The organism is Hamadaea tsunoensis DSM 44101, assembly GCF_000428945.1.
GTDB lineage: Bacteria > Actinomycetota > Actinomycetes > Mycobacteriales > Micromonosporaceae > Hamadaea > Hamadaea tsunoensis.
Window position 1 is genome coordinate 196487 of sequence record NZ_AUAX01000016.1, and the last position, 22891, is coordinate 219377.

Below are 22891 nucleotides of genomic sequence, written 5' to 3' on the forward strand. Positions count from 1 at the left end.
TTACTCATAGACCACATTCAACGAAACCGCATTCGCCGCTAGAGTGTGGTGGTTCCCCACGCGGGCCGCGTACCCCGGCGCCCCCGCAGTGGTCGCGACCCTCCGATACCCCATGGGAAGGTGCGCATGCCCGGCCCCGATCTCGCGTACGCCGCCCGCCCCACCACCTGCCCGGCCCACCGGATCGCCGACGAGTTCTGGTTGCTGGCACACGATTCCGCCGGCCGGCCGCTGCCCTCGACCCGGACACTCGAACTCGGGCTGGCCGCCGCCGTCCTCGCCGAACTGCTCGTCGAGCAGCGCATCGACCTCACCGCCGGGCCGGTCGTGCCGGTCGGCGGCCGGCGTCCGGAAGAGACGGTCGCCCGGTCGGCGTACGACCTGATCGACGGCGAGCCGCGCCACCCGGTCTCGGCGTGGCTGCCGCGGTTGGCCGGACCCGCCGCGCTGGCGGTGCCCCGGCGCCTGACCGCCGGCGAGCCGCCCGCACCGTGGCTGCCCGCCCGCCTGCTCGGCCGGCCGGCCTCCGCCACCGGCGCCCGGCTGCGGCAGGGACTGCGTGGTCAGCGGTGGCTGGCCGGCACCGACGTGATCGTGGCGGCGCTGGCCTGGGCCACCGGGCTCGACCGCGACCTGCTGCGCTGGGCCGGGCGGCCGGCGCGACAGTTCCATGAGGACGAGCGGGCCGGGCTGCCGGGACCGATCCGGCGGCTCGCGGTGGACACGCACCGCACGGTCGGAACGATCAGCGGCATCCGCTGAGCAGTACTCCGCTGTTCAGTAATCCTCGGTACTGATCGTCACTCCGCGCCGACGAACCACGAGTCGCCGCCGACCACGGCATTCCACGACGACGAGTCGCGTTCGGCCGCCGCCACCGACCGCGCGGCCAGATCCGGCCCGATGCCCGTGCGCTCCGCGCACCACCGCACCCAGCTGGGCAGGATCCGCGCGACCGCCGGTAGCTCGTCGGCCGGCCACTCCACCGCGATGAGGTCCTGCAAGAGCCGGACGCGATGCGGCGAGCAGGCCAGGCGCGCGTACTCCAGGCTGCCTTCCAGCCACGCGTCGACGACGTCGCGCAGCAGCGGCTCCCCGGCGGCGGGGTCGTCACGGTCGGCGCACCACTGCGCGAAGCCGGCCAGGAACGGCTCGGCGTCGACACTCTCGGACAGCTCCCTTTCCCACCGGCTGACCGGCACCTCGGCCGGGCTCGCCGCCATCCAGAAGTCCTGGATGCGGCGGCGGGCGCGGAAGTACTCGTCCATCATCGCCCGCGGCTCGTCGCCCATGATGCCGAACTCGGTGTGCGCGCGCAGCAGGTCCGCGAGCACCGCCAGGTCCGCCGGCTCCGGCCGGGCCGCCCCGGCCGCCGCGGATCCGGCGAGGTCACGCCAGACCGCCGCCGCCTCCTCGGCGTCCCGGCAGACCCGCCCGCCGACCACGGCCATCCCTCCCGAGCAGGCGTCCACGTCGATCACGTAGACCTCACCGGTCCCGGACCGGTCCATGTACGCGCAGTCCAGGATGACGCCGAAGCGCGTGCCGTACGCGTCCCGCAGCACCTGGGCGGTCCCGGTCGGACGGATCAGGATGGTCTGCAGGATCCAGCGCGGTTCGGCGTACCCCTCGTTCGTCAGGTCGCCGAGACGGTCGAGGGCGTTGCCGGCCACCTCGTTCGCGGCGATGGCCGTGATACCGCACAGCAGCCGCGCGGCCGCGGACGACGGCACCCCGGCCGCCGCCTCGATCACCGTCGCCAGCCAGTTGTCGAGCTGGAATCCCTCGTTCTGCCGCTGGACCTCGGCATACAGGACGCCGCCGAGCAGTTCGGCCGTCGCCTGCTCCAGCTGCCCGGGCGTCTGCGCCGCGAGCAGCTCATCCATGCCGGCGAGGACGGCGGCGGTCGCGTCGGACCACCACGGCCAGGTACGCGGACCGGCCGGGCGACGCGTACGGCGCTGCTTCTTCGGCTTGCGCTTGCGGGAAACCGGGGACACCCGGCGACCGTACCGGATGCCGCGGCGGCACACCGGAATCGGCTGCCGCCGGGCGCGTCCGGGTGGCGGCCGACTCCGGTGCCGTCCGCCGTCCGATCAGGACCGCCGCAGGCGGTAGTGCAGGCGTACCACGGGAATGCGCCACAGCCGCAGATCGTGATCGGTACGCACGTCGCCGTCCGCGTCGACGTACAGGTGGAAATGCTCGGCGATCGGGATCCGCCGGGCCCGGACCGTGCCGTCCCCGCCGCGCAGCACCAGGTACGCCCCGTCCCCGCCGAACCGGCCGAGCGGCGAATGCAGGTGCAGCCCGCCGTCATCGGCGTTGGACGGGCGCAGGAACACCTGCAGCGAGCCGAGCGGCAGCGGGAAGGCGACCCGGACGCTCGGCTGGTCGCGCCGCGGCACGGTACGCGTCCCGTACAGGCCGCTGTAGGTGGTCCGCCCGGTCTTGCGCATGGTACGCAGCCACGCGGCCCCCACCACGGCACCGGCCTCGTCGTGCACGTGCACGACCGCGCTGTCCATGCCGAACGAGACGTCCAACGGCCGCATCGGCAGGCTCAACTGCTGCAGCCGGTTGCTCAGCAGGCCGGAGATCAGCCGCCCGAACGGCCACGCGAAGGCCGACCACTCGCTCCATAGATCCAGCCGCCACGCCCCGGCGTGCTCGTAGAAGTCGGCGATCCGCGGGTCGACCAGGTTCGGGTCGAAATCCGTCCCGGCCAGATCCTTCATGCTCACCAGCAGCCCGTGCTCCGGTCCGGTGGAGACGGTTCCGCCGATCTCCCGCGCGTACTCCTCGACCCAGCCGTGGCCCACGAAGTAGCGCCCGGCGGCAGGTCCGGTCAGCCAGCCCGCCTCCGCCGCCGGTACGCGACGACTGGTCAACCTGGTCAGGAAACGGCCGAGAAGATCAAGGGGGTGCGCGCGGGGGCGACGGGGAGCGTCCGGAATCATGCGCGGCACGGTACCGGTTAGGCTGCGACTTCGCTGACCGGATGATCGGCTGCTGGGATCGGCTACGGGGAAAGGCGTACAGGCGAATGATGATCTTTCCGAGTGACCCGCTGCGCCCGCGGCGCCCCGACGAGCATTTCGCCGCGGAGGCCGCGGCCGCACGCGATCTGGGTGAGACTGTCGCGCTGGTGGACCACGACGCGCTCGCACGGGGCGACGCGGACCAGGCGGTACGCGGCGTGCCCGCGGGCGAGGCGGTCTATCGCGGCTGGATGCTCAGCGCCGACCGGTACGCGCAGTTCGCCGCGGCGCTGGAACAACGCGATGCCCGGCTGCGGACGACGGCGGCCGATTACCGCCGCGCGCACGAACTGCCGGGCTGGTACGCCGCGCTCACGGACGTCACCCCGGCGAGCGCGTGGACGCGGGGTGACGGGCGCGACGAGTTCGACGCCGCCCGGGCGCGACTCGGGCCGGGCGCGGCGGTCCTGCGCGACTACAGCAAGTCCATGAAGCACCATTGGCACGAGGCGATGTACATCCCGGACACCGGCGACGAGGCGGCGGCCTGGCGGGTGGCGAGCCGGTTCCGCGCACTGCGCGAGGACGAGTTCGCGGGCGGCTTCGTCCTGCGCGCCTTCGAGAACTTCGCCTCGGCCGAGGTGCGCACCTGGTGGCGCGACGGCCGCCAGGTCCTGTGCGGCGCCCATCCCGACACCCCGGCGGACCTGCCGCCCGAAGACCTCGACACCGGCTGGCTCGCGCCGCGGATCGCCGCGCTCGCGCTCCCGTTCGTCACCGCAGATCTTGTACGCCGCGCGGACGGCACCTGGCGGGTCGTGGAGATCGGCGACGGTCAGGTGAGCGACCGCCCGGTCTCGCTCGACGCGACGGAGTTCCTGGCCGCGATCCGATGAGGAGGCGGGCCGGCGAAGATCAGTACGGCGCCTTACCGGCCAGCAGGTAGAGCGGGATGCCGACCGGGAACGCGAAAACGATCATCATTTTCCAGCCCGTACGCGTGAACAGCCGCAGCCGGCCGTCCGGCGTCCGCGCGAGGTCGGCGAGGCAGCGCAGGATGATCACGGCCATTCCGCCCAGGACGGCGACCATGAGCACGATCGCCACGAACTGCTGTGGGGTCACCCGCCATGCGTAGCATGATCCGGGCCGAAACGGGTACAGCCCTGATCACAGGGAGGGTACGTCATGGCTGAATCCACCGCCGAACTCATCCGCACAGCCTCCGGCCAGGTCAGCACCCTGGTACGCGACGAGCTGCGGCTGGCCCGCGCGGAGCTCACGCAGAAGGCACGGGACGCCGGGCTCGGGGCCGGGCTGGTCGCCGGGGCCGCCATAGCGGTCTTCTACGGTGTGGGGGCGATCCTGGTCGCGGCCGGGCTGGGCCTGGCCGAGGCGATGCCGGGCTGGCTGGCGGCACTGATCGTGTTCGCCTTCCTCATCGTCGTGGCCGCCGTGCTCGGCTTGATCGCCCGGGCGCACTTCCGGCGGGCGACACCGGCCACGCCGCAGCGGACGATCGAATCCGTTCACGCCGACATCGACGCCGTGGAGACGGCCGTACGCGAACGAGGTGCGCGATGACCCAGGACCCGACCGACCCCGATACGACCGAGCCCGATCCGGCGGTGTCCGATCCGGCTGTGTCCGATCCGGCGGTGTCCACGGACGACGTCTACCGGGCAGCGGGCTCACCGGCGGGACGGGCTCCCGCTCCGAAGGCAGCACGGCCCGCCGCGAAGCCGAAGGCGAACGGCGCGAAAGCCGGCACCAAGGGAAAGCCCGCCAGTGCCGGCGAAACAACCGTCAGCGCCAGCGGGAAGACCGGCAGCGCCAACGGGAGGGCCGCGAAACACGCGGCTCCCGCTCCCCCGCCGCAGGTGACGGCGGAATCGGGTCCGGAGCCGGTTCTGGAGCCCGCTGTGGAGGCTGTGGAGCCCGTTGTGGAGCCCGCTGTGAAGCCGGAGCCGGTGCCCGAGCCGAGCGTCGGCGAGCTGGCCGAACAGGTCCGGCTCGACCGCGCGGCCCTCGCGGACACCGTCGCCGCCCTGGCCGCCAAGGCCGACGTGAAGGCCCGTGCCACCGAGAAGGCGCACGACGTCAAGGCGAAGGCCGCGGAGACCCTCGACAGCGTCGTCGAAGTGGTCAAGGCGAAGCTGCACACCGCGAGCACCCAGGCCGGTGACAAGACCACCCACGCCGGTGACAAGGTCGCCGAGCAGGCCGCCGGGATCACCGCGGCCGCGGCCGCAGCGGGCACCGTGATCGCCGACCGGGCCGAGGACGTCGCGTACGAAGCGGCGGCGACGGCGGGGTCGCTGCGGGAACGCGTACGCCGCAATCCCGTGCCGTACGCCGTCCTCGCCGCCGGAATCGTCGCCGCGATCGTCCTGCTGGCCCGGCGCCGCCGAGTTTGACCTGCCCGAACCGGGGTACGCGACGCTCATGGACCGTGGAAACAGCAAGCACTCACCTCGCCTCGACGACGAGATGGCCCACGAGACCCAGGGCTACACGCAGGGCGCGGGCTCGGGCTCGCGGGCCGAGGATTGGCGGGCACCCGAGCCGCCCGCCGACGGCGAGCCGGAGCCCGCCGCCATCCTCGACCAGGACGAGGACGGGCTGTCCCGCCTCGGCCGGTTCGTGCCGCGTACCTGCCTGCCGGGCAGTCCGGCGCGGTTGCGGACGGGCGCCGAGCGGCTGCGGGCGCCCGACGACGTCCTCGAACAACTCGACCGCCTCGATCCCGGCCGCACCTACACCACCATCGCCGAGATGTGGCAGGAGCTCAGTACGGCTCAGTGAGCCGTCTCGGGGTCGGCGTACCGGAGCAGGGCTCCGATCCCGTCGCGGAGGTCTTCCGGACGGTCGTCTTCGAGGAACAGCACGTCGGCCTGGGTGAGGGCGGCCGCACGTACGAGGTCGTTGCGGACCGGGTCGTTCGCCTGATCGTCGGGCGCGTGCGCGGCCAGCAGGAGCGTGTCGACCTGCGCCCGGTGCAGGGCCAGTTCGGTGGCCTCCCGGCCGCGTACCGCCCAGACGGTCCCGGTCTCGTGAAATCGGTCGAGAACCCGGTTGTCCCGCGCGTCGGCGATCTCCCCGACGATCCGCGCGGTCGCCCCGTCGAGGGCCGGGCCGGCCGCGGAACCGGTGTCGGCTAGACCGGTGTCGGCGGGACTGGTGTCGGCGGGATCTGGGTCGGCGAGCACGGATTCGAGCTGCCAGCGTACGGGCAGCCGGTTCTGCAGGAGCCGCCGTGCGGTCACGTCACCGGCGATGACCACCACGTCGGCGCCGATCGCCTCGGCGTACCGGGCCACCGCCTCGGCGGCGTCACCCTGCCATGCCGGTTCCGTCTCGTCGGGGACGCGGGCCTGCGGCCAGTCCGCCGGGTCCACCTCGCGGACCGGGTACTGCCCGGCGCCCTGGACGTCGTCACGACGCGGCATCGCGCCGGCGGACGCGTACTCGATGGTGGTGCCTGTCCTGTCGACGACGACACGGAGCCAGGAGACCTGCTTGCGGCGCCCGCGGAGCAGCGGGAGGACGAACGGCGACGGACCGTACCGGGCGAGGGTGACCGGGGACGGTTCGGGCATCCAGTACGTGGCGGTGGCGCCGCGCTCGGCCGCGAACGCCGCCAGACCGTGCGCCCCGGGCTGGTCGGCGGACGCGTCGAGCAGGGTCGCCGCGGCGTCGATCGTCCCGGCCGGGGCGCCCGCCGCCGCGAGCTGCCGCCGCGCCTCCTGCCAGCGCGGCCCGACCTCGTGCCGGGCGTTCGCCGCGTCTCGGGCATCGTCCGGATAGACCGACGCCCACGCGCCCGTACGCTCGAACAGCGGACGAAGGAATGCGATGTTCATTCTGCTCAGGTACCCCTGGGCGGCAGGCCTATGCGTCGGTATCCGGCCTGGTCACGGGGTCAGAAACCTTCGGCGAGGCCGAGGATCGGCGGCGTCGACGACGGCAGCGGGGACGGCACCGAGCGCTCCTGCGCCACCGGCTGCTGCTCCTCCGGCTGCTGTCCCGCCGGATACTGTCCCGCCGGATGCTGTGCCGCCGGATGGTGCCCTACCTGCTCGCATACCTCCAGCGCGTGCCGTGCGGGCGGGCAGGGAACCGCCAGCCCGCACTCGCCGCACAGCCCGCCGACGCTCACGCTGTGCCGGTGCAGCAGCTCGCGCGCGAGCACGACGACCGCGCTCTCCGGGGGCAACAGGGGATACAGCGGCCGCGGCGCCGCGTGGCGCGACGTGGTAGTCGAGGACATATCCGTCTAACGCGCCGACGCCCCGGCCGCAACGCGCCTCGATCGACGGATCCACCGGCCGGTCCGAAGCTTGTCACCCCCGCCGGCTCGGCCGATCGGCGCCATGGACCCGGCTGTGGACCCCGTCACCGGCCGGGTTCGCGCCAGAACCCGTCGGGCAGCGCGGCCACCTCGCGCCCGGACTGTTCCAGGTCCGCCGCCCAGGGCAGCATGAGCTGGAAGACCGGCTCCCCGCCCGCCGCGAGCTGCCGGATCACCTCGACGTTGCGCTCGACGCGTCCCATGATCGCGTCACGGATCGCGATCCGGTCGCCGGTGTAGCCGTACGCGTCGAGCAGCAGGTGCAGCCGCCGGTGCCGATCGGCGGGGTCGGGAAAGCCGACCGACTCGGCGAGCGGCTCGGTCAGCAGCGGCACCCAGGTCAACGCCGAGAACGCGAGGTCGTCCTCGCGCCGGGCCGGGCTGGCGGTGTCCCAGTCGACGAAGCCGACCAGGGTGCCGTCGTCGGCCCACACGGCGTTCCACGGTGAGGCGTCCAGATGCCCGATGAGCAGCCCCGGCTGCCACGCGCGGCCGGTGAACCAGACGGCATCGGCGTCCGGCCGGTAGCTCGCGGTCGCGTCGTGCAGCGTCCGCAGCCAGCCGCCGACCTGCCGCAGCGCGTCGTCGGAACGCAGCCAGCCGGGCCACGGCGGCGGGGTGTCACCCAGTGTCTGGCCGGGCAGGAACGTCAGCCGTTCGCGTCCCTGCTCGTCGCGCCCCCGGCCACGCGGGGCGCCGTCGAACCCGGCGTCCTCCAGGTGGCGCAGCACCGTGTGCACGGTCGAGGTCCACGGCTGCGCGGGCCGGCGGACCTCGCCGCCGACGCGTACCGCTCCGAAACCGCGCCCGCCGGGTAACCGTTGTTCCGTCATCCCGCGGTTCTACCGCCACCGGACGACCGTTGCGACCGAATAACGCGACCGAATGCATCAGGCCCGGAGGTACTGGACCGCCGTACGCGCGGCGGTGCCGATCACGGCGTCGACGCGGGGCAGGGCCAGGGCGGTGGAGGCGCTGCGCGTGAACACCGCGACGGCGTACCGGCCGCCGTCGGGGTACTCGACGACCCCCACTTCGTTGCGGATGGTGGGCAACGTGCCGGTCTTGCCGTAGACGCGTACATCGTCGTAGGGGAAGCCCGCGGCCAGCCGGTGCGGCCACACCTGCAGCGACAGCAGCCGGCGTACGGCCGAGCAGGAGGACGGGGCGGCGGCGGTGTCGCGCCAGACGGCGGTGAGCAGCGTCGTGCAGTCGCGCGCGGTGGACCGGTTGGTACGCCCGGGGTCCAGCGTGGACAGCCGCGACAGGGCCGACGGGTCGGTGAGCGCGGCGGGATCGGTACCGAGATCGGCGAGGGTGCGCTCGGCGATGTCGCGGCACAGCTGGGTGACGGCGGTGCCGGCGAGACCGAGGCGGGCCAGCGTCTCGGCGACCGCGGGCAGGCCGATCCGGTCGGCGATCGCGTCGGCGGCGGCGTTGTCGGAGACGCTGACGGCCAGGTGGGCCAGGTCGCGCAGCGACATCGTGACCGGGTCGCGCATGGCTCCGATGCCGGTCGGCCCGCTGGTACGCCCGGTCGCCAGCGTCACGGCCTCGGTGAGGTCCAGGACGCCGGCGTCGGCGAGCCGGTGCAGGGCGACGACGAGCGGCAGCTTGAACACGCTGCCGATGGCGACCGGCTCGTCGGCGGCGACGGCGACCTGCCGGCCGGTGTCGATGTCGACCGCATGCAGCCGGCCGATCGCCCCGGCGTCGGCGAACAGCGCGGCGATGCGGTGCTCGATCAGGTGCTCGATCATCGGATCAGGCATGGCGGTCCTCCGGCATGGGCAGGATGTCCAGGACCGGCCGGGCGTGCGGCGCGGTCCGGGAGGGCGGCTGCGCCGCCGGCCGGAGCGCGCGGGCGGCCGCTTCGGCGAACGCCTCGACGTCGGGGTGGTGCCCGGTACGCGGCCACGCCGGGGCGAGCCGTTCGGCGAGCGGCTGACCGGCCAGCGGGCGCCAGGTCAGCCCGGCCGGCTGGGGGCGGGCGACGTCGAAGGTGACCGCGGTTCCGGCCATCACCAGCCCCAGCCCGAACGCGCGGCTGCCGGCCTGGTGGACGGTGGGCGGGTGGTAGCCGTGCCGGGCGCAGGTGTCGAGGATCTCGTCGTAGCGGGCGGGTGCCGTGGCGCGCCGAAACAGCGCCAGGTCGTGGTCGTTCAGCTGGGACAGCAGGACTTCCGCCCCGGCCGGCAGCAGCGAGTCGGCGGCGACGACGCCCATCGGACGGTGGAGCACCGGTCCGAGGACCAGGGCGGCGGTGTCGCACGGCAGCTGCAGCACGGCGGCGTCGAGCCGGCCGTCGGCCAGGCCGCGCAGCTGGGCGGCGTTGCCGATCTCCTGCAGCCGCAGGCGCGTACGCGACCGGGACCGGGCGAATCCGTCGAGGACCGCCGCCACCACCGCCGCGTCGACGCCGGGCGGTACCGCGCCCCGCAGCACGGCCGGCGGCGTTTCGCGGCGCTGGGCGAGCTCGGTCAGCCGGTCGGCGCGGCTGAGCAGTTCACGCGCCTCGGGCAGCAGCGTCCGCCCTGATTCGGTGAGGGCGACCCGGCGGGGTGTGCGGTCGAACAGGCGGGTCCCCAGTTCGCGTTCCAGCCGCTGGATGCGCTGCGACAGGGGTGGCTGAGCCATGTGCAGCCGGGCCGCGGCACGGCCGAAATGCAGTTCCTCAGCCACCGTGACGAAATATCGCAGGTGTTGCAGGAGGTCCACGACCGGCAACGATATCAGTTCCGATATCGAACGTGTCGGAAAGTGATGTTGGCAGCGTGATCATGCGGGGCGATCGTCGGCCCATGCAGAGCAACAGCACTCCCCCGAACCCCTTGCGCCGCCGGGAAGTCCTGCGCCGTACCGTCCTCGGTGGAACGGCCGCCGCCGTCGGCCTCGCCGCCGCGCCGGTCGTCTCCGGCGCTGCTCCAGCCGCGGCGGCCCGGCCGCGGGGAACCGCGGACGTCACGTTCCGATGGCTGGGCGTCGCCGGGTGGCAGGTGGTCCACGACGGCCACGTGCTGTATTTCGACCCCTACCTGAGCCGCTTCGACTACCAGTCGAACCCCGCGCTGGACATCGACCCGACGATAGTCGACCGGCTGCTGGCGGCCGGTACGCTCGCCGGTCCCCCCGAGCTGATCATGGTCAGTCACGGGCACTGGGACCACCTGGCCGACGTACCGCAGCTGCTCGCCCGGCCGGACTGGGCCGGTGCCACGATCCGCACCATCGGCACCGACACGGTACGCAACCTGCTGGCCGGCATGGGGGTGTCCGACGCCCGGCGCAAGAACTTCATCGTCGCCACCGGCGGTGAGGAACTCGACTTCGGGGCGTACCAGGTGCGGGTCGTGCGCAGCCTGCACAGCCAGTCCAAGGGCTTCGGCTTCGCCATGCCGGGCGTACGCGTCGCGCCGCCGCCCACCCCGCAGACCATCAGCGACCTCGTGGAGGGCGGGACGCTGGCGTACCAGGTCACGTTCGGCGGCCGGCTGCGGGTGCTGTTCTCCGGCGGCACCAACTTCGTCGAACGGGAGCTGGAAGGGCTGCGCCCGGACGTCGTCATGGTGTCGATGACCGACTACTCCTCGCTGCCCGACTACCTCGAACGGCTGCTGACCGTCCTCGGCGGTCCCCGCTACGTCGTACCGGTGCACCACGACGACATGGTGACCAAGTTCGACAACCCCAACCTGCCGGGGACCGTCGACGCGACCGCGGCGACCCGGCTCCGCGACGCCATCCGGGCGCTGCGGATGCCGACGAAGGTCATCGAGGCGCGCCACCTGGAGGCGTTCACCCTGTAGGCAGGCCCTGGGCCCGGACATTGCGCGTACGGATGTCCGGGCCTTCTGCGCACCTCTGCGTCACGCGCGGTCCAGGCGCGGGAACACCGTCTCCCGCAGGATGATGTCGATGGCCGCCGCGACCGGGATCGCCACCAGCGCGCCGAGCAGGCCGCCGGCCGCCCCGCCGATCAGGACGGCGAGGATCGTGGCCACGGCCGGCACCGACACCGCACGCCCGATGACGCGCGGCACGATCAGGTAGTCCTCCAGCAGCCGGTACGCGATGTAGAACACCGCGGTGGCGATGGCCACCGGCAGCGACACGGTCAGGGCGATCAGGGAGACGATGATGCCCGCGATGGTGGATCCGATGATCGGGATCAGGTCGAACAGGGCCACCATGATGCCCAGCACGATCGGGTAGGGCACGTGGAAGATCAGCAGCCAGACGGTCGTCCCGACCCCGGCGATGAGACTGGTGACGAGGTTGCCGAGGACGTAGTGGCCGACCTTGCCGCTGATCTCGTCGCCGATGAGGATCACCCGGGCGCGCCGGGAGGCCGGGGTCAGCCGGTAGAGCAGCCGGCGGATACGCGGCAGGTCGAACATGAGGTACACGGTCAGGACCAGCACCGTGAAGATCGAGAACGTGGTGCTCAGGACGACCCGGCCGGCGCTGACGACCTCCCCGGCCATCGCTGAACTGTCCACACCCGACAGTGCTTGGCGTACGCGTTCCTCGATGTGGTAGCGGGCGTCCAGGTGCCCCAGGGTGGTGCTGTGGTCGCGCATCTGGCTGATGTAGACCGGCAACTGGTCGACGAACTGGCCGACCTGCGCGATCAGCGGCGGCAGCGCCAGCGCGAGGAAGCCGCCGAGGACACCGATGATCAGCAATGCGACCAGCGGCACCGCCAGGGCGCGGGGCATCCGGGTCCGCCCGAGCCAGGCGACCGCGGGCTCCAGCCCGATCGCGAGGAACAAGGCGACCGCCACCAGGACCAGCACCCCGCTGGCGGCCTGCAGCAGGCGGCCCAGCTCGTACGCCACCCCGACACCGAGCGCGCCCCAGAAGCCGATGACGAACGGTGATCGCCGGCCGATCGGCGGGCCGGGCTTGCCCAGCACCGGCGCGGCCGTGCTCAGCCGCTCCGCCTCTTCATGGGCGTCGGCGACAGCCTGCTCCTGAGCGCTGGCGCCCTCCCCGGCCTGGTTCTGAGCGCCGGCGTCTTCATCAGCCACGGTATACAACTGCCCGCCCGATCACCTGGGCAAACGCGATACGCCCGGATCGGCGTCCCGCGTACGCCCAGGTCGCGGAACGGTTCGATCGATGTCGCCGGCGGAGGGTTGAGGGAGCGCGACGGTGGGCACAACCAGGTCGTCCGGACGACGCCCAGTCAAAGGAGATCGGGATGGGAACCGTGGACAAGACCAAGCACGAGGCGCAGGACCTGATCGGCAAGGCGAAGGAGAAGATCGGCGACGCGACCGACAACCACCGCCTTCAGGCCGAGGGCGTGGTCGAGCAGGGCAAGGCGAAGCTGGGCAAGGCCGGCGACGAGGTACGCGACGCGCTGCGCGGCCGCGACGCCGAGAGCGACGCCGAGCGCACCGACAACTGAGCTCGACCGATGACAGAGCTCGACCGCTCAGCGAGATGAGCGGCGCACGCGGCACCGGCCGGGAACCTGCGGGTCCGGCCGGTGCCGCTGCCCTGATCCGAACGCATCGGGCAAGGCAAGCTCGCGGAACAGCACCGCTGTCGGCCTCGCTGGGGACGCGTACGCCCGGGGGATGATCACTATTCGACGGGCTTGTTCAGCGCGGTGGTCAACGCCCGCGCTATCTCCTCGTCGCCGGCCCCGAGCCGACGGGCGGCCGCGACGTATTCGACCGCCTTGGCGGCGAGGATGTCGCCCCGGCTGCCGGGCGGCAGCGCCGCCGCGATCCGGGTCCCGGCGGCGCGTCCGGTGGTGACCAAGCCGGCCGCTTCCAGCTCCTGGTACGCGCGGGCGACGGTGCCGTTGGCCAGGCCGAGGTCGGCGGCGAGCTGGCGGACAGGCGGCAGGCGCTGATCGGGCCGGAGGGTGCCGAGGGCGATCAGATCGGCGATCTGCTGGCGGACCTGTTCGAACGGGGGGACATGCGAGTGGGGGTTGATGCGGATCTCCGGGTCGATGCTCACCGGACTGTCGCGTCCACAGTGGTGAGACTCTCCGGCCGAGCCGGCGTGGCAGGTTCGGCCGCCACCGCGATCAGCGTGGCGGCGTAGTAGGCGAACAGCACCAGACCGGCCGCGGACAGCAGCGACAGCGCAACCCCCATGGTCGGCGATCCACCGCCGCGCCAGTCCAACTCGCTGTCGGCGTACCAGAAACCGAGCGCGGTGAAGACGAGCGCGAACACGGCGGCGCAACAGTTCGCGATCCGGCGCACGGCCGCCTGGCGCCACGCCTCGTCCTCGGCGCGCTCGATCTCGGTGGCGCCCGTCTGCGCACTGCGGGCCACCAGCCACACCGTCAGCCCGGCAAGAAGCGCGACGACGCCGAGGGTGGCCTTCGTCGTCACGAGGCTCACCGGCGACGCCACCCCGAAGTAGTCGATCTCGTGGCCGGGATGATGCGGCAGGCGCAGGAGCCCGAGGCCGAGCACGCCGGCGCCCAGCAGGACGACCACCAGCACGGTCCGTCCGGAGAGGTAGTCGCCCAGCCGACGCGGACGCAGGCTCGCCACTCCCCGGGCGCGGGCTGGGCGCGGCGTGACGGCCTCGCCGGCCAGCAGGCCCGCCGCGACGGCCGCGGCCAGCGCGACCGGGGCGAGGTCGAAGAGGTAGGTACGGGTCATCGCGAAAGCCAGCCCGGTCCCGACGACCAGGCCCGCCAAGCGGCAGTATCCGCCGATGGTCACACGAAGCCTCCTTGTAGCAACTGATTGATACAAGGTAACCCTCCGGCGGAACTTGTATCAAGTGGTTGTGACAAGCCGGCTCGGCCACGTGCTTTACCTCATCTTGGACTCGTTCTCGTCGAGTACTTGATGTGATACAGTACTTCACGTGATGACGAATGAAGACCCGCCCGGGCCACCGCCCGACTCCTCGGGCAGCGACGCTTTCGCGGCCGACCTCCTGCGCGGCCACACCGACACGATCGTGCTCGGCGTACTGCGGGACGGGGACAGCTACGGATTCGAGATCTACAAGACGATCCGGGACGCGACGGGCGGCGACCACGCGATCAAGGAGGCCACCCTCTACGCGACCTACCGCCGCCTGGTCAAGGACGGCCTGATCGAGGCGTACTGGGGCGACGAGACGCAGGGCGGCCGCCGCAAGTACTACCGCATCACCGACGCCGGCCGGGCCGTGTTCAGCGGCAACGTCGCGGCGTGGATCACCACCCGCAGCATCCTCGACACCCTCCTGCACACGAAAGACTTCACCGAAGGACGGCAGCGATGACCGACGACCAGCTCCGTACGCCCGCCGGGGACCTGCACCGCCTGCTCGACGAGGCCTTCGCCGGGGTCGCCATGACCCCGGACGCGCAGGACCTGAAGGAGGAGATGCGGGCGAACCTGCTCGCCCGGGTCGCCGAGCTCGTGGCCGCCGGCCGGTCCCCGCACGAGGCCGCCCGCCACGCGATCGCCGAGGTCGGCGACGTGCGCGCGCTGCTCGACGGCACTCCGGATCCGGGTTCCCCGGCGGGTTCCGCCGCGGCCGCCGAGACCTGGACGAACGCGGCCGAGCGCCACCGCGTACGCCCGAAGCCGGCTTTCGTCGTGCGGGTGGTCGTCGCCGCACTGGCGACCGTGATCGGGCTGGGCCTCGCGGCCCTCGGCGCGACCGACGTCCTGGCCTTGCCTGCGGGGGTGCTGGTCCTGCTCACCGGGATCGGCGCGACCGGCATCGCGTGGCTGGTCGGCGACCCGCTGGCGCAGGAGACGACGACCAGCTACCCGATGCCCGCCCGGCGGGCCGGCGGCTACTTCTTCGCGACGCTGCTCGGCGCTTTCGGACTCGGCCTCGGCGGCCTGATCGCGCTCGGCGAACTTCCCTTGTGGACGGTGACCTTCGCGGCGCTGGGCGTGGTCGCGGCCATCGTGCTGTTCGCGTTCCTCGGCGCCACCCAGACCAACCGCCACAAGGCCTGGGTACGCGCGATCCAGAGGGAGCACTCCGGCGTGGCGACCCGGTTCGACACCGATCCCGCCGCGGCCGCCCGGTTCGGCATCTACACCCTGGTGATCTGGCTGGTCGCGTTCGCGGTCTTCGTCGTCCTCAGCCTGACGGTCGGCTGGGCCTGGTCGTGGCTGGCCCTGCTCGGCGGCTTCGCGGCGATGATGCTCCTGCTCGCGCGGATGCTGTTCGGCCGGACCGACGCGTAAGGACCCAGACGTCAGGACCCACGCGTCAGGACCCTGGCGTCAGGACCCCGCGTGGCGAGCTCCACCGACTCCGAGCGGAACGCAGCCGGTCACAGCGCCGGCTGCGTTCCCGTCAGCACTTCCCAGACACCGCACACCTTGAGGATCCGGGTGATCACGTCCGAGGTCTCCTCGGTCACCAGAGGCAGGCCGGCGGACGCGGCCAGGTCCTGGGCGACCAGCAGCGCCTCGATCCCGCTCGAATCGCAGAACCGTACGCCGTGCAGGTCGACCACGATGCGTTCCAGCGTCCGGTCGGCGAGCGATTCCTCGACCGCCGAGGCGAGGTCGCCGGCGGTCGACAGGTCGAGTTCGCCGTCGAGCAGCAGCCGCGCCACCGCGCCGCCCTCCTGCGGGGTGATCGTGAGCATCAGGTCATCCTCCGGCCCTGCTGCGCCGGCATCGCCGCGAGGCGAACCCAGACCCGTTTGCCGCCTTCGTGGTTCTCCACTCCCCAGTCCTGCGCGAACTCCTCGATGATGGCGATCCCCCGGCCGCCGTCGTCCCGGGGGCCGCCGCCGGCCGCCCGGCGGCGGGGCACCACCGAGGATCCGTCGGCCGCGCTGACGACGATCGCCTCGTCGTGCGCCTCCAGCCGCAGCTCGATCAGCCCGCCGCCGTGGCGTACGGCGTTGGTGACCAGTTCGCTGACCACCAGTTCGGCGTCGTCGAGCCAGCGCGGGTCCTGAAAGCCCCAGCCGGCCAGCAGCATGCGGGCGGCCCGACGGGCGTAGCGGGGCGCGTCGGGCCGGTTGACCGGCAGGTCGAGGCGAGCGGACAGCTGGCTCATGATCCCTCCCTCTCGCACGGTGACAGCCCCCGTGCTACCCGGCCGAGCGAGGTCGCAAACACTCCGTGGTCATCCACAGTGCACTCAGGCCGCGGTGCACTCTGGCCGCAGTGCATTCAGGCTGCGGTGCATTCAGGCCGCGGTGCTCGCTCCGGACGGCGGGCGCAGGCCGTCGAGCAGAACCGTCACGAACGCCGCGCCGAGGTCCCCCGGGCCTTTGCGGGCCCGCGCCACGGCGTGCGCGGCCTCCCCGACGAGCACCACCGCGGTCTCCAGGGCGATGTCGGTGCGGATGCGCCCGGCCGCCCGGCCGGCCGCGAGCAGGTCGCGCAGGACCCCGCCGAGCTCGGCCTCCAGCGCCGCCGTCGCCGGGAGGGACAGGCCCGCGATCTGCTCGCTGATCGCGTAATGCTCGCGCTGGAAGGCGCTCAGCTCCACCAGGAAAGTACGCAGCGCGGCCTCGTCCGGGGTCGCGGCCAGTTCCCGGCCCCGCGCGACGATCGGCGTGAGCAGTTCCGCCACGGCCGCGTCCAGCAGGGCGTCCTTGCCGCCGAACGCGCGGACGACCGTGCCCGCGCCGAGCCCCGCCCGCTGGGCGATCTTCTCGACCGTCAGCTGCGCCTCCGGCTGGGCCAGCAGCTGCTTCGCCGCGTCGAGGGCCAGGCCTCGGTTGCGTACCGCGTCCGCACGGCGGGCACCGGGCTCACTTGACATCTGGAACGCCCCTTCCACATAATGATTTGGAACGTGAATTCCACTTATTCCCAGCCTGGATCGTAGCCCCTGGAAGGTGCGAGATGAAGCAGCACGTCCTCATCGCCGGCGCGAGCATCGCCGGCCTCACCGCCGCCCACTGGCTCGCCCGCGCCGGTTTCGCCGTCACCGTCGCCGAGCGCACGGACGGCCCGCGCCCCGGCGGCAACGGCGTCGACCTGCGCGCGCGGGCCGCCGAGGTCATCGAGCTCATGGGCCTCACCGATCGCGTACGCGCGGCCGCCACCGACGTGATCGGCATGAAGTTCGTCGACGCGGCCGGCCGTGCCCGGGCCCGGATCGACACCCGCGTCCCGGGTGCGGTCGAGATCATGCGCGGCGACCTGGTCGGCCTGCTCGCCTCGACCGTCGAGAACAGCAGCGACGTCGAGTTCCGCTTCGGCTCCCCGGTACGCGCCCTCGACCAGGACGGCACCGGGGTGAGCGTCACCTTCGACCGGGGCGCCACCGAGCGCTTCGACCTGGTGATCGGCGCCGACGGCCTGCACTCGACCGTCCGCCGGCTCGCGTTCGGGCCCGAGGACCGGTTCCTGCATTTCCACGGCCACTACTTCGCCTTCGCCGACGCCGATCCCGCCCTCGGGGAGGACCGCTGGGTGACCATGTTCAACCGCCCGGGCCGCATGGCCGGGGTGTACCGCTCGGGCAACCACCCGCAGGCCAAGGCGTACTTCATCTTCCGGTCGGCGCCGCTCGTCTACGACTACCGCGACGTGGACCAGCACCGGCGGATCGTCCGCGACGCCTTCGCCGACGACCGCGGCTGGCACGTACCGGCCCTGCTGGACGCGGCCACCGCCGATCCCGGCTTCTACTTCGACTCCCTGAGCCAGGTACGCCTGCCCGCCTGGTCGACCGGCCGGATCGGGCTCGTCGGCGATGCCGCGTACTGCGCCTCGCCGGCCTCGGGCGCCGGTGCCGAACTGGCCGTCGTCGGCAGCTACCGGCTGGCGGCCGAACTCGCGCGGGCGGACGGCGACCACGCCGCTGCCTTCGCCCGGTACCAGGCCGCCCACACCCCGCTCGTCCGGCGCCGGCACCGGATCGGCCCGAACGTCCGCATGATGGTGCCGAAGACGCGGGCCGGCAGCCGGGTCCGCGACACCCTGGCCCGGCTGCCGTTCCTCACGGCCCTCGGCGCGCTCGAAGGCGCGGGCGAGCCGCTTTCGCCCGGAATCGAGGTTCCCGCCGGCCGGTCGTGATCTGATGGGATCACCCGCGCCATCCGGGAAGGGGGCGGCCGATGAGCGGCTGGATCAGGAACATCACGGTGCTCGGGCCGGGCGTACGCGGATCGCGGATCGCCGGGTACGCCGCCGGACGCGGATTCCCCGTGATCGCGTACGGCCTGGCGGCGGAGGCCGTCCCGGCCGGCGTACGCCTGAGCACCGATCTCGCCGCGGCCACCCGCGAGGCCCATCTGATCATCGAAGCCGTGCCCGAGACGGTCTCCGCCCACCGCGACGCGTACGCGAGCCTGGCGGCGGTCGCTCCGGAGGGGGCGATCTTCGCCACGACCTCGACGCTGCCGCCGAGCGACCTGGTGGCCTTCACCGCGCGGCCGGACCGGTTCCTCGCGCTGCGCCTCCCCGACCCAGCCCGCCAAGCCGACCTAGCGCGCCAAGACGACCAAGCGCGCCAAGACGGTCAAGCAGGCCAGGGCGGCCAGGGCGACATCGGGGAGGGCGCCGCCGAGATCATGGGAACGACGGCGACCTCGCCGACCGTCCTGCGCGCGGTCGCGCGGTTCGCCGCCGACCTCGGACTGGTGCCGGTCGAGCGGCGCGACGGTACAACCGACGGCACCACCGACGCCACAACCGACGACGGGGCACGCTCGGCGTCGATCGACTCGCTCAGGCCGCGCTGAGCTCGCGTACCGCCTCGACGACACTCTCCACTTCGGACTCGGTGTTGTAGTAGTGCGGGGACAGCCGCAGGCACCAGTCCACGTCCTTGTCGCCGAAGTCGAGCACCGCGAACTCCCGGTAGCTCAGCGCGGAGTTGATCCGCCGGGCGTCCAGGGCCGCCTTGAACTCGGCCGCCGCCCAGCCGTCGATGGCGAACGTGACCAGCGCCGCCCGATCCGCGCCCCGGTCCAGGACGCGTACGCCGGGGACGTCCGCCAGCCCCGTCCGCAGGGCACCGGCGAGCTCCGCGGCTCGCCGGCCGGCCGCGGCGACACCGACGCCCGTGGCGTACCGGACCGCCTCGGCGCAGCCGAGCAGCGTGGCGTACGGGAACTCCCACTCCTCGAAGCGGGCGGCCGAGGCGACCGGCTCGTACGCCTCCGGTCCGGTCCAGCGCGCCCCGTGCATGTCGATGGACAGCGGTTCGTAGCCCTCGCGCAGCACCCGGTCGGACACGTAGAGGAACCCCGAGCCGCGCGGGCCCCGCAGGAACTTGCGGCAGGTGGCCGTCAGCAGGTCGCAGCCGATCTCGGCGACGTCGAGGTCACGCTGCCCGGCCGACTGGCACGCGTCCACCAGGTACAGCAGGTCCAGTTCCCGGCAGTGCCGGCCGATGTCGGCGACCGGCTGCACGAGGCCCGAATTCGTCGGCACATGGGTCGCCGCCACCAGCCGCGGCCGGCGCGTACGCATCAGCGACGCCATCGCGTCCACGTCGACGCCCGCGCCGTCCGGCCGGTCCGGGGCGTGCACGATCTCGACGCCGAACCGCTTGCGCAGGGCCAGGAACGCGATCTGGTTGGAGACGAAGTCGTTGCGAGTGGTCAGGACGACATCCCCGGCCTCGAACGGGATCGCCGACAACGCCCGCGCGTACGCGTGGGTCGCGCTGCCCGCGAACGCGATGTTCTCCGGTCCACAGTGGATGAGCTCGGCGACCGCCTGGTAGAAGCCGCGTACGGCGCCGGACCGGGCCGCGGACGCTTCGTAGCCGCCGATCGCGGCCTCCAGCCGCAGGTGCTCGACCATCGCGTCGAGCACCGGGCGGGCCAGCAACCCGCAGCCCGCGTTGTTGAAGTGGATCACCGACTCCGCGCCGGGCGTGTCGGCCCGCAGGGCGGCGACGTCCAGAAGCGGTTCCCTCAGCAACTCAGTAGCGCTATTCTGTTCACTCATGTCCGAGAGTAGCAGTATCGAGGCGCTCGCAGCCAGACTGCGTACCGAGATCGGCGGCCTGGCCCCGGGCGAACGCCTGCCCACCAGCCGCGACCTCGTCACCCGGTACGCGGTCGGCCCCGTCACCGTCAGCCGCGCCATCGCCCGGCTGGCGGCCGAGGGGCGCGTCGTGACCCGGCCCGGCAGCGGTACCTTCGTCGCGGCCCGCCGCCCGGCCGGGACCGAGGCGGACACCTCCTGGCAGACGGTCGCGCTGGCCGGGCGCGCGTTCGACGCCCGGGCCGCCCACGATCTGCTCAGCTCGCCACCGGCCGGCGCGATCACGCTGTCCGGCGGCTACCTGCACGCCTCCCTGCGGCCGATCCGCGCCCTCGAAGCCGCGCTCGCCCGGGCCGCCCGCCGCCCGGACGCCTGGGACCGCGCGCCCGCCGCCGGGATCACTCCACTGCGGACGGTCTTCGCCCGCTGGGCCGGGCCCGGGTTCGGCCCCGACGACGTCCTCGTCACCGCCGGCGGGCAGAACGCGCTGTCGATGGTGTTCCGGTCGACGATCGCGCCCGGCAGCCCCGTCCTCGTCGAGACCCCCACCTACCGCGGCGCGCTGGCCGCCGCGCGGGCCGCCGGGCTGCGGCCCGTCGCCGTGCCGATGGACGCCGACGGCGTGCGGCCCGACCTGCTCGCGGAGGCCTTCGCGATGACGGGCGCCCGGCTGTTCTACTGCCAGCCGACCTTCCACAACCCCACCGGCACCGTGCTGTCCGCCGAGCGCCGCCACCAGATCCTCGCCGTCGCCCGCGCGGCCGGCGCCTTCATCGTCGAGGACGACTACGCCCGCCACCTCGGCCACGGCGCCGCGCTCCCCCGCCCGCTCGCCGCCGACGACGCCGACGGCACGGTCGTGCACCTCACGTCGCTCACCAAGCCCGCCGCGCCCAGCCTGCGGGTCGGCGCCGTCGTCGCCCGCGGCCCGGTCCTCGACCGGCTGCGCGCGCTGCGCCTCGTGGACGACTTCTTCCTCGCCCGCCCGCTGCAGGAGGCCGCCGTCGACCTGCTCTGCTCGCCCGCCTGGGAGCGGCATCTGCGTACCCTGGCCGTCGCGCTGCGCGAACGGTGCGCGGCGCTCGCCGCGGCGATGCACGAACACTGTCCGCAGTGGACTCTCACCCGGTTCCCTTCGGGCGGCCTGCACCTCTGGTTCACCACCCCCGCCGAGTACGCCGAGAGCACCCACGCCGCGCTCTCGCGTGGAGTCGCGGTGAGCCCGGGACGCGGCTACTTCCCCGACGAGCCACCCGGGGCGTACGCGCGCCTGAACTTCGCGGCCGCCGACGTGGCCGAATTCGGTACGGCGGCCCGCCGGCTCGCGTAAGCGCGCTCAGGCGGCGGCCACGCCACCGAGACGTGACAGCAGCAGGCCGACAGCCTCGCCGATCTCGCCGGGCCCCTCGACGGTCACACCCGCCCCGCCCAGCCGCTCCAGCGGCGCGACGTCGATGTCGTAGCGGTCGCCGACACTCCAGGTGCCCGGCGCGCCGACGCCGAGCCGGTCCAGCACGATCCCGAACGCGGCCGGGGACGGCTTCGGCTGCGCTCCCGTGTCCTCGGCACCGACGACGGCCGTGAACACGCCGTCCGGGAAGCCGATCTTCGCCAGGATGCGCCCGGCGAGCGTACGCGTGTTGTTGGTCAGCAGCGCGACCGGAAGGTGTCCGCTCAGCCGCCGGACGGCCGCGACGAGCTCCTCGTCGCGGGACAGACCCGCGGCGATGTCGAGGTGCCGCGACCGGTACGCGCTCCAGCGGGCCGGATCGACGCCCTCGGCGATCATGAAGCCGGTGGTGGACGTCGCGTCCCAGTTCCCGGCCATCCGCCGGCGCAGCTCGGCGACGCGGTCGCGGGCGGCGGCCGGGGTGAGCCCGTGCAGCTCCACCAGCCCCCGCGCGATCACGTCGAGCGTCGGATCGACGTAGCGCTCGCGCGGATACAGCGTCCCGTCCAGGTCGAACACGACCGCCCGCGGCGGCGAACCGTTGTCGTGGACGCGCATGCGACTCCGCCTTCACCTACGGGTATCCGGGCCGGGCCCAGTCTGTCACAGCCTCCTGGCCCGATTCCCCTACCGTCCGTAGTGGACTGTCGTCGGGTCACAGGTCGGCCTCCCGGGCGATCGCGGCCCGCAGTTCCCGCGCCAGCCGCTCCTTCTCCTCGGCCGGCTGCTCGATCACGCCGTACTCGGCCATCATGGCGTGGAACTGCTGCTCGTCGGGCGGCGTGCCCGGTGGCAGCGGCACCACGTGGACGTGCAGGTGCCGGTTGGCCTGCTGGCTGCCGAGGCTCGCGATGTAGGTCCGCTCCGAGGGGACCGTGGCCTCGACGGCCCGCGCCACCCGGTAGACCGCCGCCTGCAACCGCAGGTACGCCGCCGCGCTCAGCTCCCGCACGATGTGCTCGACATGGGCCCGCGGTGCCACCAGGCAGTAGCCGGGAACGGTCGGGTAGCGGCTGAGGAAACCCAGGAACTCGCCGTCGTCGTAGAAGACCTCGTGCTCCCCGCCCGGCGTACCGTCGACGATCGCGCAGACGAAGCACGGCGAGGTACGCGACCGCTGCGCGTACGCCGCCACGTCGAAGGGAACACGATCGAAGGGAACACTTCGGTGGGCCACGGACGGCACCGTACCGCGCTCCACCGT

Annotated in this window: 29 protein-coding genes; 12 read left to right on the forward strand and 17 right to left on the reverse strand. The window is 73.0% G+C overall.

Annotated elements, in window-relative coordinates:
- Nucleotides 1-126: 126 nt before the first annotated feature.
- Nucleotides 127-762, forward strand: a complete 636-nt coding sequence (locus G401_RS0122810; protein WP_027344330.1) for a GPP34 family phosphoprotein — start codon at nt 127-129, stop codon at nt 760-762.
- A gap of 38 nt (nt 763-800) precedes the next feature.
- Here the strand turns inward: G401_RS0122810 and G401_RS0122815 are convergent, their stop codons facing one another.
- Nucleotides 801-2000 (reverse strand): hypothetical protein, encoded by a 1200-nt coding sequence (locus G401_RS0122815; protein WP_157546149.1) that lies wholly within the window; start codon nt 1998-2000, stop codon nt 801-803.
- Between the two features lie 96 nt (nt 2001-2096).
- Entirely contained in the window at nt 2097-2891 is a 795-nt protein-coding gene (locus G401_RS47635; RefSeq protein ID WP_157546152.1) for a hypothetical protein, read from the reverse strand.
- Nucleotides 2892-3049: 158 nt separating this feature from the next.
- Here G401_RS47635 and G401_RS0122825 point away from each other — a divergent pair, with 158 nt between their 5' ends.
- Nucleotides 3050-3877 carry an ATP-grasp domain-containing protein gene (locus G401_RS0122825; protein ID WP_211240809.1) on the forward strand — a complete coding sequence of 276 codons (828 nt, stop codon included), beginning with the start codon at nt 3050-3052 and terminating at the stop codon, nt 3875-3877.
- Between the two features lie 19 nt (nt 3878-3896).
- Here the strand turns inward: G401_RS0122825 and G401_RS0122830 are convergent, their stop codons facing one another.
- On the reverse strand, nt 3897-4106 hold the full coding sequence (locus tag G401_RS0122830; protein WP_027344333.1) for a hypothetical protein: 210 nt from the start codon (nt 4104-4106) through the stop codon (nt 3897-3899).
- Between the two features lie 63 nt (nt 4107-4169).
- On the opposite strand from G401_RS0122830, the gene G401_RS47640 reads away from it, so the two are divergent.
- From G401_RS47640 to G401_RS0122845, 3 genes are read left to right on the forward strand one after another with little or no spacing between them, the layout of a single operon-like run.
- Nucleotides 4170-4565: a phage holin family protein gene (locus G401_RS47640; RefSeq protein WP_034592686.1), complete on the forward strand. Its 396-nt coding sequence runs from the start codon at nt 4170-4172 to the stop codon at nt 4563-4565.
- The gene (locus G401_RS57155) at nt 4562-5398 is read left to right on the forward strand and encodes a DUF3618 domain-containing protein (RefSeq protein WP_051367000.1); all 837 of its coding nucleotides are present in this window, start codon (nt 4562-4564) and stop codon (nt 5396-5398) included. Before G401_RS47640 ends, G401_RS57155 begins: the two co-directional genes overlap by 4 nt.
- Before the next feature lie 28 nt (nt 5399-5426).
- Nucleotides 5427-5786, forward strand: coding sequence for a DUF2795 domain-containing protein (locus G401_RS0122845; RefSeq protein WP_027344334.1), 360 nt, complete (start codon nt 5427-5429; stop codon nt 5784-5786).
- On the opposite strand, the gene G401_RS0122850 is transcribed toward G401_RS0122845, so the two are convergent.
- The 5 genes from G401_RS0122850 to G401_RS57825 all read right to left on the reverse strand — a co-directional run bounded on the left by G401_RS0122850 (nt 5780) and on the right by G401_RS57825 (nt 10050).
- Nucleotides 5780-6844 carry a baeRF2 domain-containing protein gene (locus G401_RS0122850; RefSeq protein WP_027344335.1) on the reverse strand — a complete coding sequence of 355 codons (1065 nt, stop codon included), beginning with the start codon at nt 6842-6844 and terminating at the stop codon, nt 5780-5782. The two genes, G401_RS0122845 and G401_RS0122850, sit on opposite strands and share 7 nt — an antisense overlap.
- A 59-nt stretch (nt 6845-6903) precedes the next feature.
- Nucleotides 6904-7197 carry a hypothetical protein gene (locus tag G401_RS0122855; protein ID WP_157546155.1) on the reverse strand — a complete coding sequence of 98 codons (294 nt, stop codon included), beginning with the start codon at nt 7195-7197 and terminating at the stop codon, nt 6904-6906.
- A 179-nt stretch (nt 7198-7376) separates the two neighbouring features.
- Nucleotides 7377-8165, reverse strand: coding sequence for an aminoglycoside phosphotransferase family protein (locus G401_RS0122860; RefSeq protein ID WP_027344337.1), 789 nt, complete (start codon nt 8163-8165; stop codon nt 7377-7379).
- A 57-nt stretch (nt 8166-8222) separates the two neighbouring features.
- Entirely contained in the window at nt 8223-9104 is an 882-nt protein-coding gene (locus tag G401_RS0122865) for a serine hydrolase (protein ID WP_245601810.1), read from the reverse strand.
- Nucleotides 9097-10050: a LysR family transcriptional regulator gene (locus G401_RS57825; protein ID WP_064741834.1), complete on the reverse strand. Its 954-nt coding sequence runs from the start codon at nt 10048-10050 to the stop codon at nt 9097-9099. Before G401_RS57825 ends, G401_RS0122865 begins: the two co-directional genes overlap by 8 nt.
- Nucleotides 10051-10133: 83 nt before the next feature.
- Between G401_RS57825 and G401_RS47655 the strand changes: the two genes are divergently transcribed.
- Nucleotides 10134-11138: an MBL fold metallo-hydrolase gene (locus G401_RS47655; protein ID WP_051367002.1), complete on the forward strand. Its 1005-nt coding sequence runs from the start codon at nt 10134-10136 to the stop codon at nt 11136-11138.
- Nucleotides 11139-11198: 60 nt separating this feature from the next.
- Here the strand turns inward: G401_RS47655 and G401_RS0122880 are convergent, their stop codons facing one another.
- On the reverse strand, nt 11199-12362 hold the full coding sequence (locus G401_RS0122880) for an AI-2E family transporter (protein ID WP_051367003.1): 1164 nt from the start codon (nt 12360-12362) through the stop codon (nt 11199-11201).
- Nucleotides 12363-12535: 173 nt separating this feature from the next.
- On the opposite strand from G401_RS0122880, the gene G401_RS0122885 reads away from it, so the two are divergent.
- Nucleotides 12536-12745 carry a CsbD family protein gene (locus G401_RS0122885; RefSeq protein ID WP_027344340.1) on the forward strand — a complete coding sequence of 70 codons (210 nt, stop codon included), beginning with the start codon at nt 12536-12538 and terminating at the stop codon, nt 12743-12745.
- Nucleotides 12746-12924: 179 nt separating this feature from the next.
- On the opposite strand, the gene G401_RS0122890 is transcribed toward G401_RS0122885, so the two are convergent.
- Entirely contained in the window at nt 12925-13308 is a 384-nt protein-coding gene (locus tag G401_RS0122890; protein WP_084557501.1) for a GntR family transcriptional regulator, read from the reverse strand.
- Entirely contained in the window at nt 13305-14030 is a 726-nt protein-coding gene (locus tag G401_RS0122895; protein WP_027344342.1) for a hypothetical protein, read from the reverse strand. Before G401_RS0122895 ends, G401_RS0122890 begins: the two co-directional genes overlap by 4 nt.
- A gap of 151 nt (nt 14031-14181) precedes the next feature.
- Between G401_RS0122895 and G401_RS47660 the strand changes: the two genes are divergently transcribed.
- Nucleotides 14182-14583 carry a PadR family transcriptional regulator gene (locus G401_RS47660; protein ID WP_051367004.1) on the forward strand — a complete coding sequence of 134 codons (402 nt, stop codon included), beginning with the start codon at nt 14182-14184 and terminating at the stop codon, nt 14581-14583.
- The gene (locus G401_RS0122905; RefSeq protein ID WP_027344343.1) at nt 14580-15509 is read left to right on the forward strand and encodes a permease prefix domain 1-containing protein; all 930 of its coding nucleotides are present in this window, start codon (nt 14580-14582) and stop codon (nt 15507-15509) included. Before G401_RS47660 ends, G401_RS0122905 begins: the two co-directional genes overlap by 4 nt.
- 89 nt (nt 15510-15598) lie before the next feature.
- On the opposite strand, the gene G401_RS53175 is transcribed toward G401_RS0122905, so the two are convergent.
- The 3 genes from G401_RS53175 to G401_RS0122920 form a co-directional block, all read right to left on the reverse strand.
- Nucleotides 15599-15919, reverse strand: a complete 321-nt coding sequence (locus G401_RS53175; RefSeq protein WP_051367005.1) for an STAS domain-containing protein — start codon at nt 15917-15919, stop codon at nt 15599-15601.
- A complete protein-coding gene (locus G401_RS47670) occupies nt 15919-16338 on the reverse strand; it encodes an ATP-binding protein (protein WP_051367006.1) in 420 nt (139 codons plus the stop codon). The genes G401_RS53175 and G401_RS47670 overlap by 1 nt, the downstream gene beginning before the upstream one ends.
- Before the next feature lie 132 nt (nt 16339-16470).
- A complete protein-coding gene (locus G401_RS0122920; protein ID WP_157546161.1) occupies nt 16471-17052 on the reverse strand; it encodes a TetR/AcrR family transcriptional regulator in 582 nt (193 codons plus the stop codon).
- 83 nt (nt 17053-17135) lie between these two features.
- Here G401_RS0122920 and G401_RS47675 point away from each other — a divergent pair, with 83 nt between their 5' ends.
- Nucleotides 17136-18314 carry an FAD-dependent monooxygenase gene (locus G401_RS47675; protein WP_034592687.1) on the forward strand — a complete coding sequence of 393 codons (1179 nt, stop codon included), beginning with the start codon at nt 17136-17138 and terminating at the stop codon, nt 18312-18314.
- 41 nt (nt 18315-18355) lie between these two features.
- Complete coding sequence (locus G401_RS0122930) at nt 18356-18982, forward strand: 3-hydroxyacyl-CoA dehydrogenase NAD-binding domain-containing protein (RefSeq protein WP_027344346.1); 627 nt, start codon at nt 18356-18358, stop codon at nt 18980-18982.
- Here the strand turns inward: G401_RS0122930 and G401_RS0122935 are convergent.
- Nucleotides 18969-20198, reverse strand: coding sequence for an aminotransferase class V-fold PLP-dependent enzyme (locus G401_RS0122935; RefSeq protein ID WP_027344347.1), 1230 nt, complete (start codon nt 20196-20198; stop codon nt 18969-18971). The genes G401_RS0122930 and G401_RS0122935 overlap by 14 nt on opposite strands.
- Between G401_RS0122935 and G401_RS0122940 the strand changes: the two genes are divergently transcribed.
- Nucleotides 20197-21567 carry an aminotransferase-like domain-containing protein gene (locus G401_RS0122940; RefSeq protein WP_027344348.1) on the forward strand — a complete coding sequence of 457 codons (1371 nt, stop codon included), beginning with the start codon at nt 20197-20199 and terminating at the stop codon, nt 21565-21567. The two genes, G401_RS0122935 and G401_RS0122940, sit on opposite strands and share 2 nt — an antisense overlap.
- Before the next feature lie 6 nt (nt 21568-21573).
- On the opposite strand, the gene G401_RS0122945 is transcribed toward G401_RS0122940, so the two are convergent.
- Entirely contained in the window at nt 21574-22245 is a 672-nt protein-coding gene (locus G401_RS0122945; RefSeq protein WP_027344349.1) for an HAD family hydrolase, read from the reverse strand.
- 97 nt (nt 22246-22342) lie between these two features.
- Nucleotides 22343-22864: an HIT family protein gene (locus tag G401_RS0122950; RefSeq protein WP_051367020.1), complete on the reverse strand. Its 522-nt coding sequence runs from the start codon at nt 22862-22864 to the stop codon at nt 22343-22345.
- Nucleotides 22865-22891: the final 27 nt, after the last annotated feature.

Excerpts from the sequence above, each read along its gene's own strand:
- G401_RS0122905 (WP_027344343.1), top strand. The coding sequence starts at position 14,580 with ATGACCGACGACCAGCTCCGTACGCCCGCCGGGGACCTGCACCGCCTG.
- G401_RS57155 (WP_051367000.1), top strand. The coding sequence starts at position 4,562 with ATGACCCAGGACCCGACCGACCCCGATACGACCGAGCCCGATCCGGCG.
- G401_RS47640 (WP_034592686.1), top strand. The coding sequence starts at position 4,170 with ATGGCTGAATCCACCGCCGAACTCATCCGCACAGCCTCCGGCCAGGTC.
- G401_RS0122920 (WP_157546161.1), bottom strand. The coding sequence starts at position 17,052 with ATGTCAAGTGAGCCCGGTGCCCGCCGTGCGGACGCGGTACGCAACCGA.
- G401_RS0122825 (WP_211240809.1), top strand. The coding sequence starts at position 3,050 with ATGATCTTTCCGAGTGACCCGCTGCGCCCGCGGCGCCCCGACGAGCAT.
- G401_RS0122935 (WP_027344347.1), bottom strand. The coding sequence starts at position 20,198 with ATGAGTGAACAGAATAGCGCTACTGAGTTGCTGAGGGAACCGCTTCTG.
- G401_RS0122940 (WP_027344348.1), top strand. The coding sequence starts at position 20,197 with ATGTCCGAGAGTAGCAGTATCGAGGCGCTCGCAGCCAGACTGCGTACC.
- G401_RS0122860 (WP_027344337.1), bottom strand. The coding sequence starts at position 8,165 with ATGACGGAACAACGGTTACCCGGCGGGCGCGGTTTCGGAGCGGTACGC.
- G401_RS0122850 (WP_027344335.1), bottom strand. The coding sequence starts at position 6,844 with ATGAACATCGCATTCCTTCGTCCGCTGTTCGAGCGTACGGGCGCGTGG.
- G401_RS0122845 (WP_027344334.1), top strand. The coding sequence starts at position 5,427 with ATGGACCGTGGAAACAGCAAGCACTCACCTCGCCTCGACGACGAGATG.
- G401_RS0122865 (WP_245601810.1), bottom strand. The coding sequence starts at position 9,104 with ATGCCTGATCCGATGATCGAGCACCTGATCGAGCACCGCATCGCCGCG.
- G401_RS0122885 (WP_027344340.1), top strand. The coding sequence starts at position 12,536 with ATGGGAACCGTGGACAAGACCAAGCACGAGGCGCAGGACCTGATCGGC.
- G401_RS53175 (WP_051367005.1), bottom strand. The coding sequence starts at position 15,919 with ATGCTCACGATCACCCCGCAGGAGGGCGGCGCGGTGGCGCGGCTGCTG.
- G401_RS47670 (WP_051367006.1), bottom strand. The coding sequence starts at position 16,338 with ATGAGCCAGCTGTCCGCTCGCCTCGACCTGCCGGTCAACCGGCCCGAC.
- G401_RS0122810 (WP_027344330.1), top strand. The coding sequence starts at position 127 with ATGCCCGGCCCCGATCTCGCGTACGCCGCCCGCCCCACCACCTGCCCG.
- G401_RS0122945 (WP_027344349.1), bottom strand. The coding sequence starts at position 22,245 with ATGCGCGTCCACGACAACGGTTCGCCGCCGCGGGCGGTCGTGTTCGAC.
- G401_RS47660 (WP_051367004.1), top strand. The coding sequence starts at position 14,182 with ATGACGAATGAAGACCCGCCCGGGCCACCGCCCGACTCCTCGGGCAGC.
- G401_RS47655 (WP_051367002.1), top strand. The coding sequence starts at position 10,134 with ATGCAGAGCAACAGCACTCCCCCGAACCCCTTGCGCCGCCGGGAAGTC.
- G401_RS47675 (WP_034592687.1), top strand. The coding sequence starts at position 17,136 with ATGAAGCAGCACGTCCTCATCGCCGGCGCGAGCATCGCCGGCCTCACC.
- G401_RS0122930 (WP_027344346.1), top strand. The coding sequence starts at position 18,356 with ATGAGCGGCTGGATCAGGAACATCACGGTGCTCGGGCCGGGCGTACGC.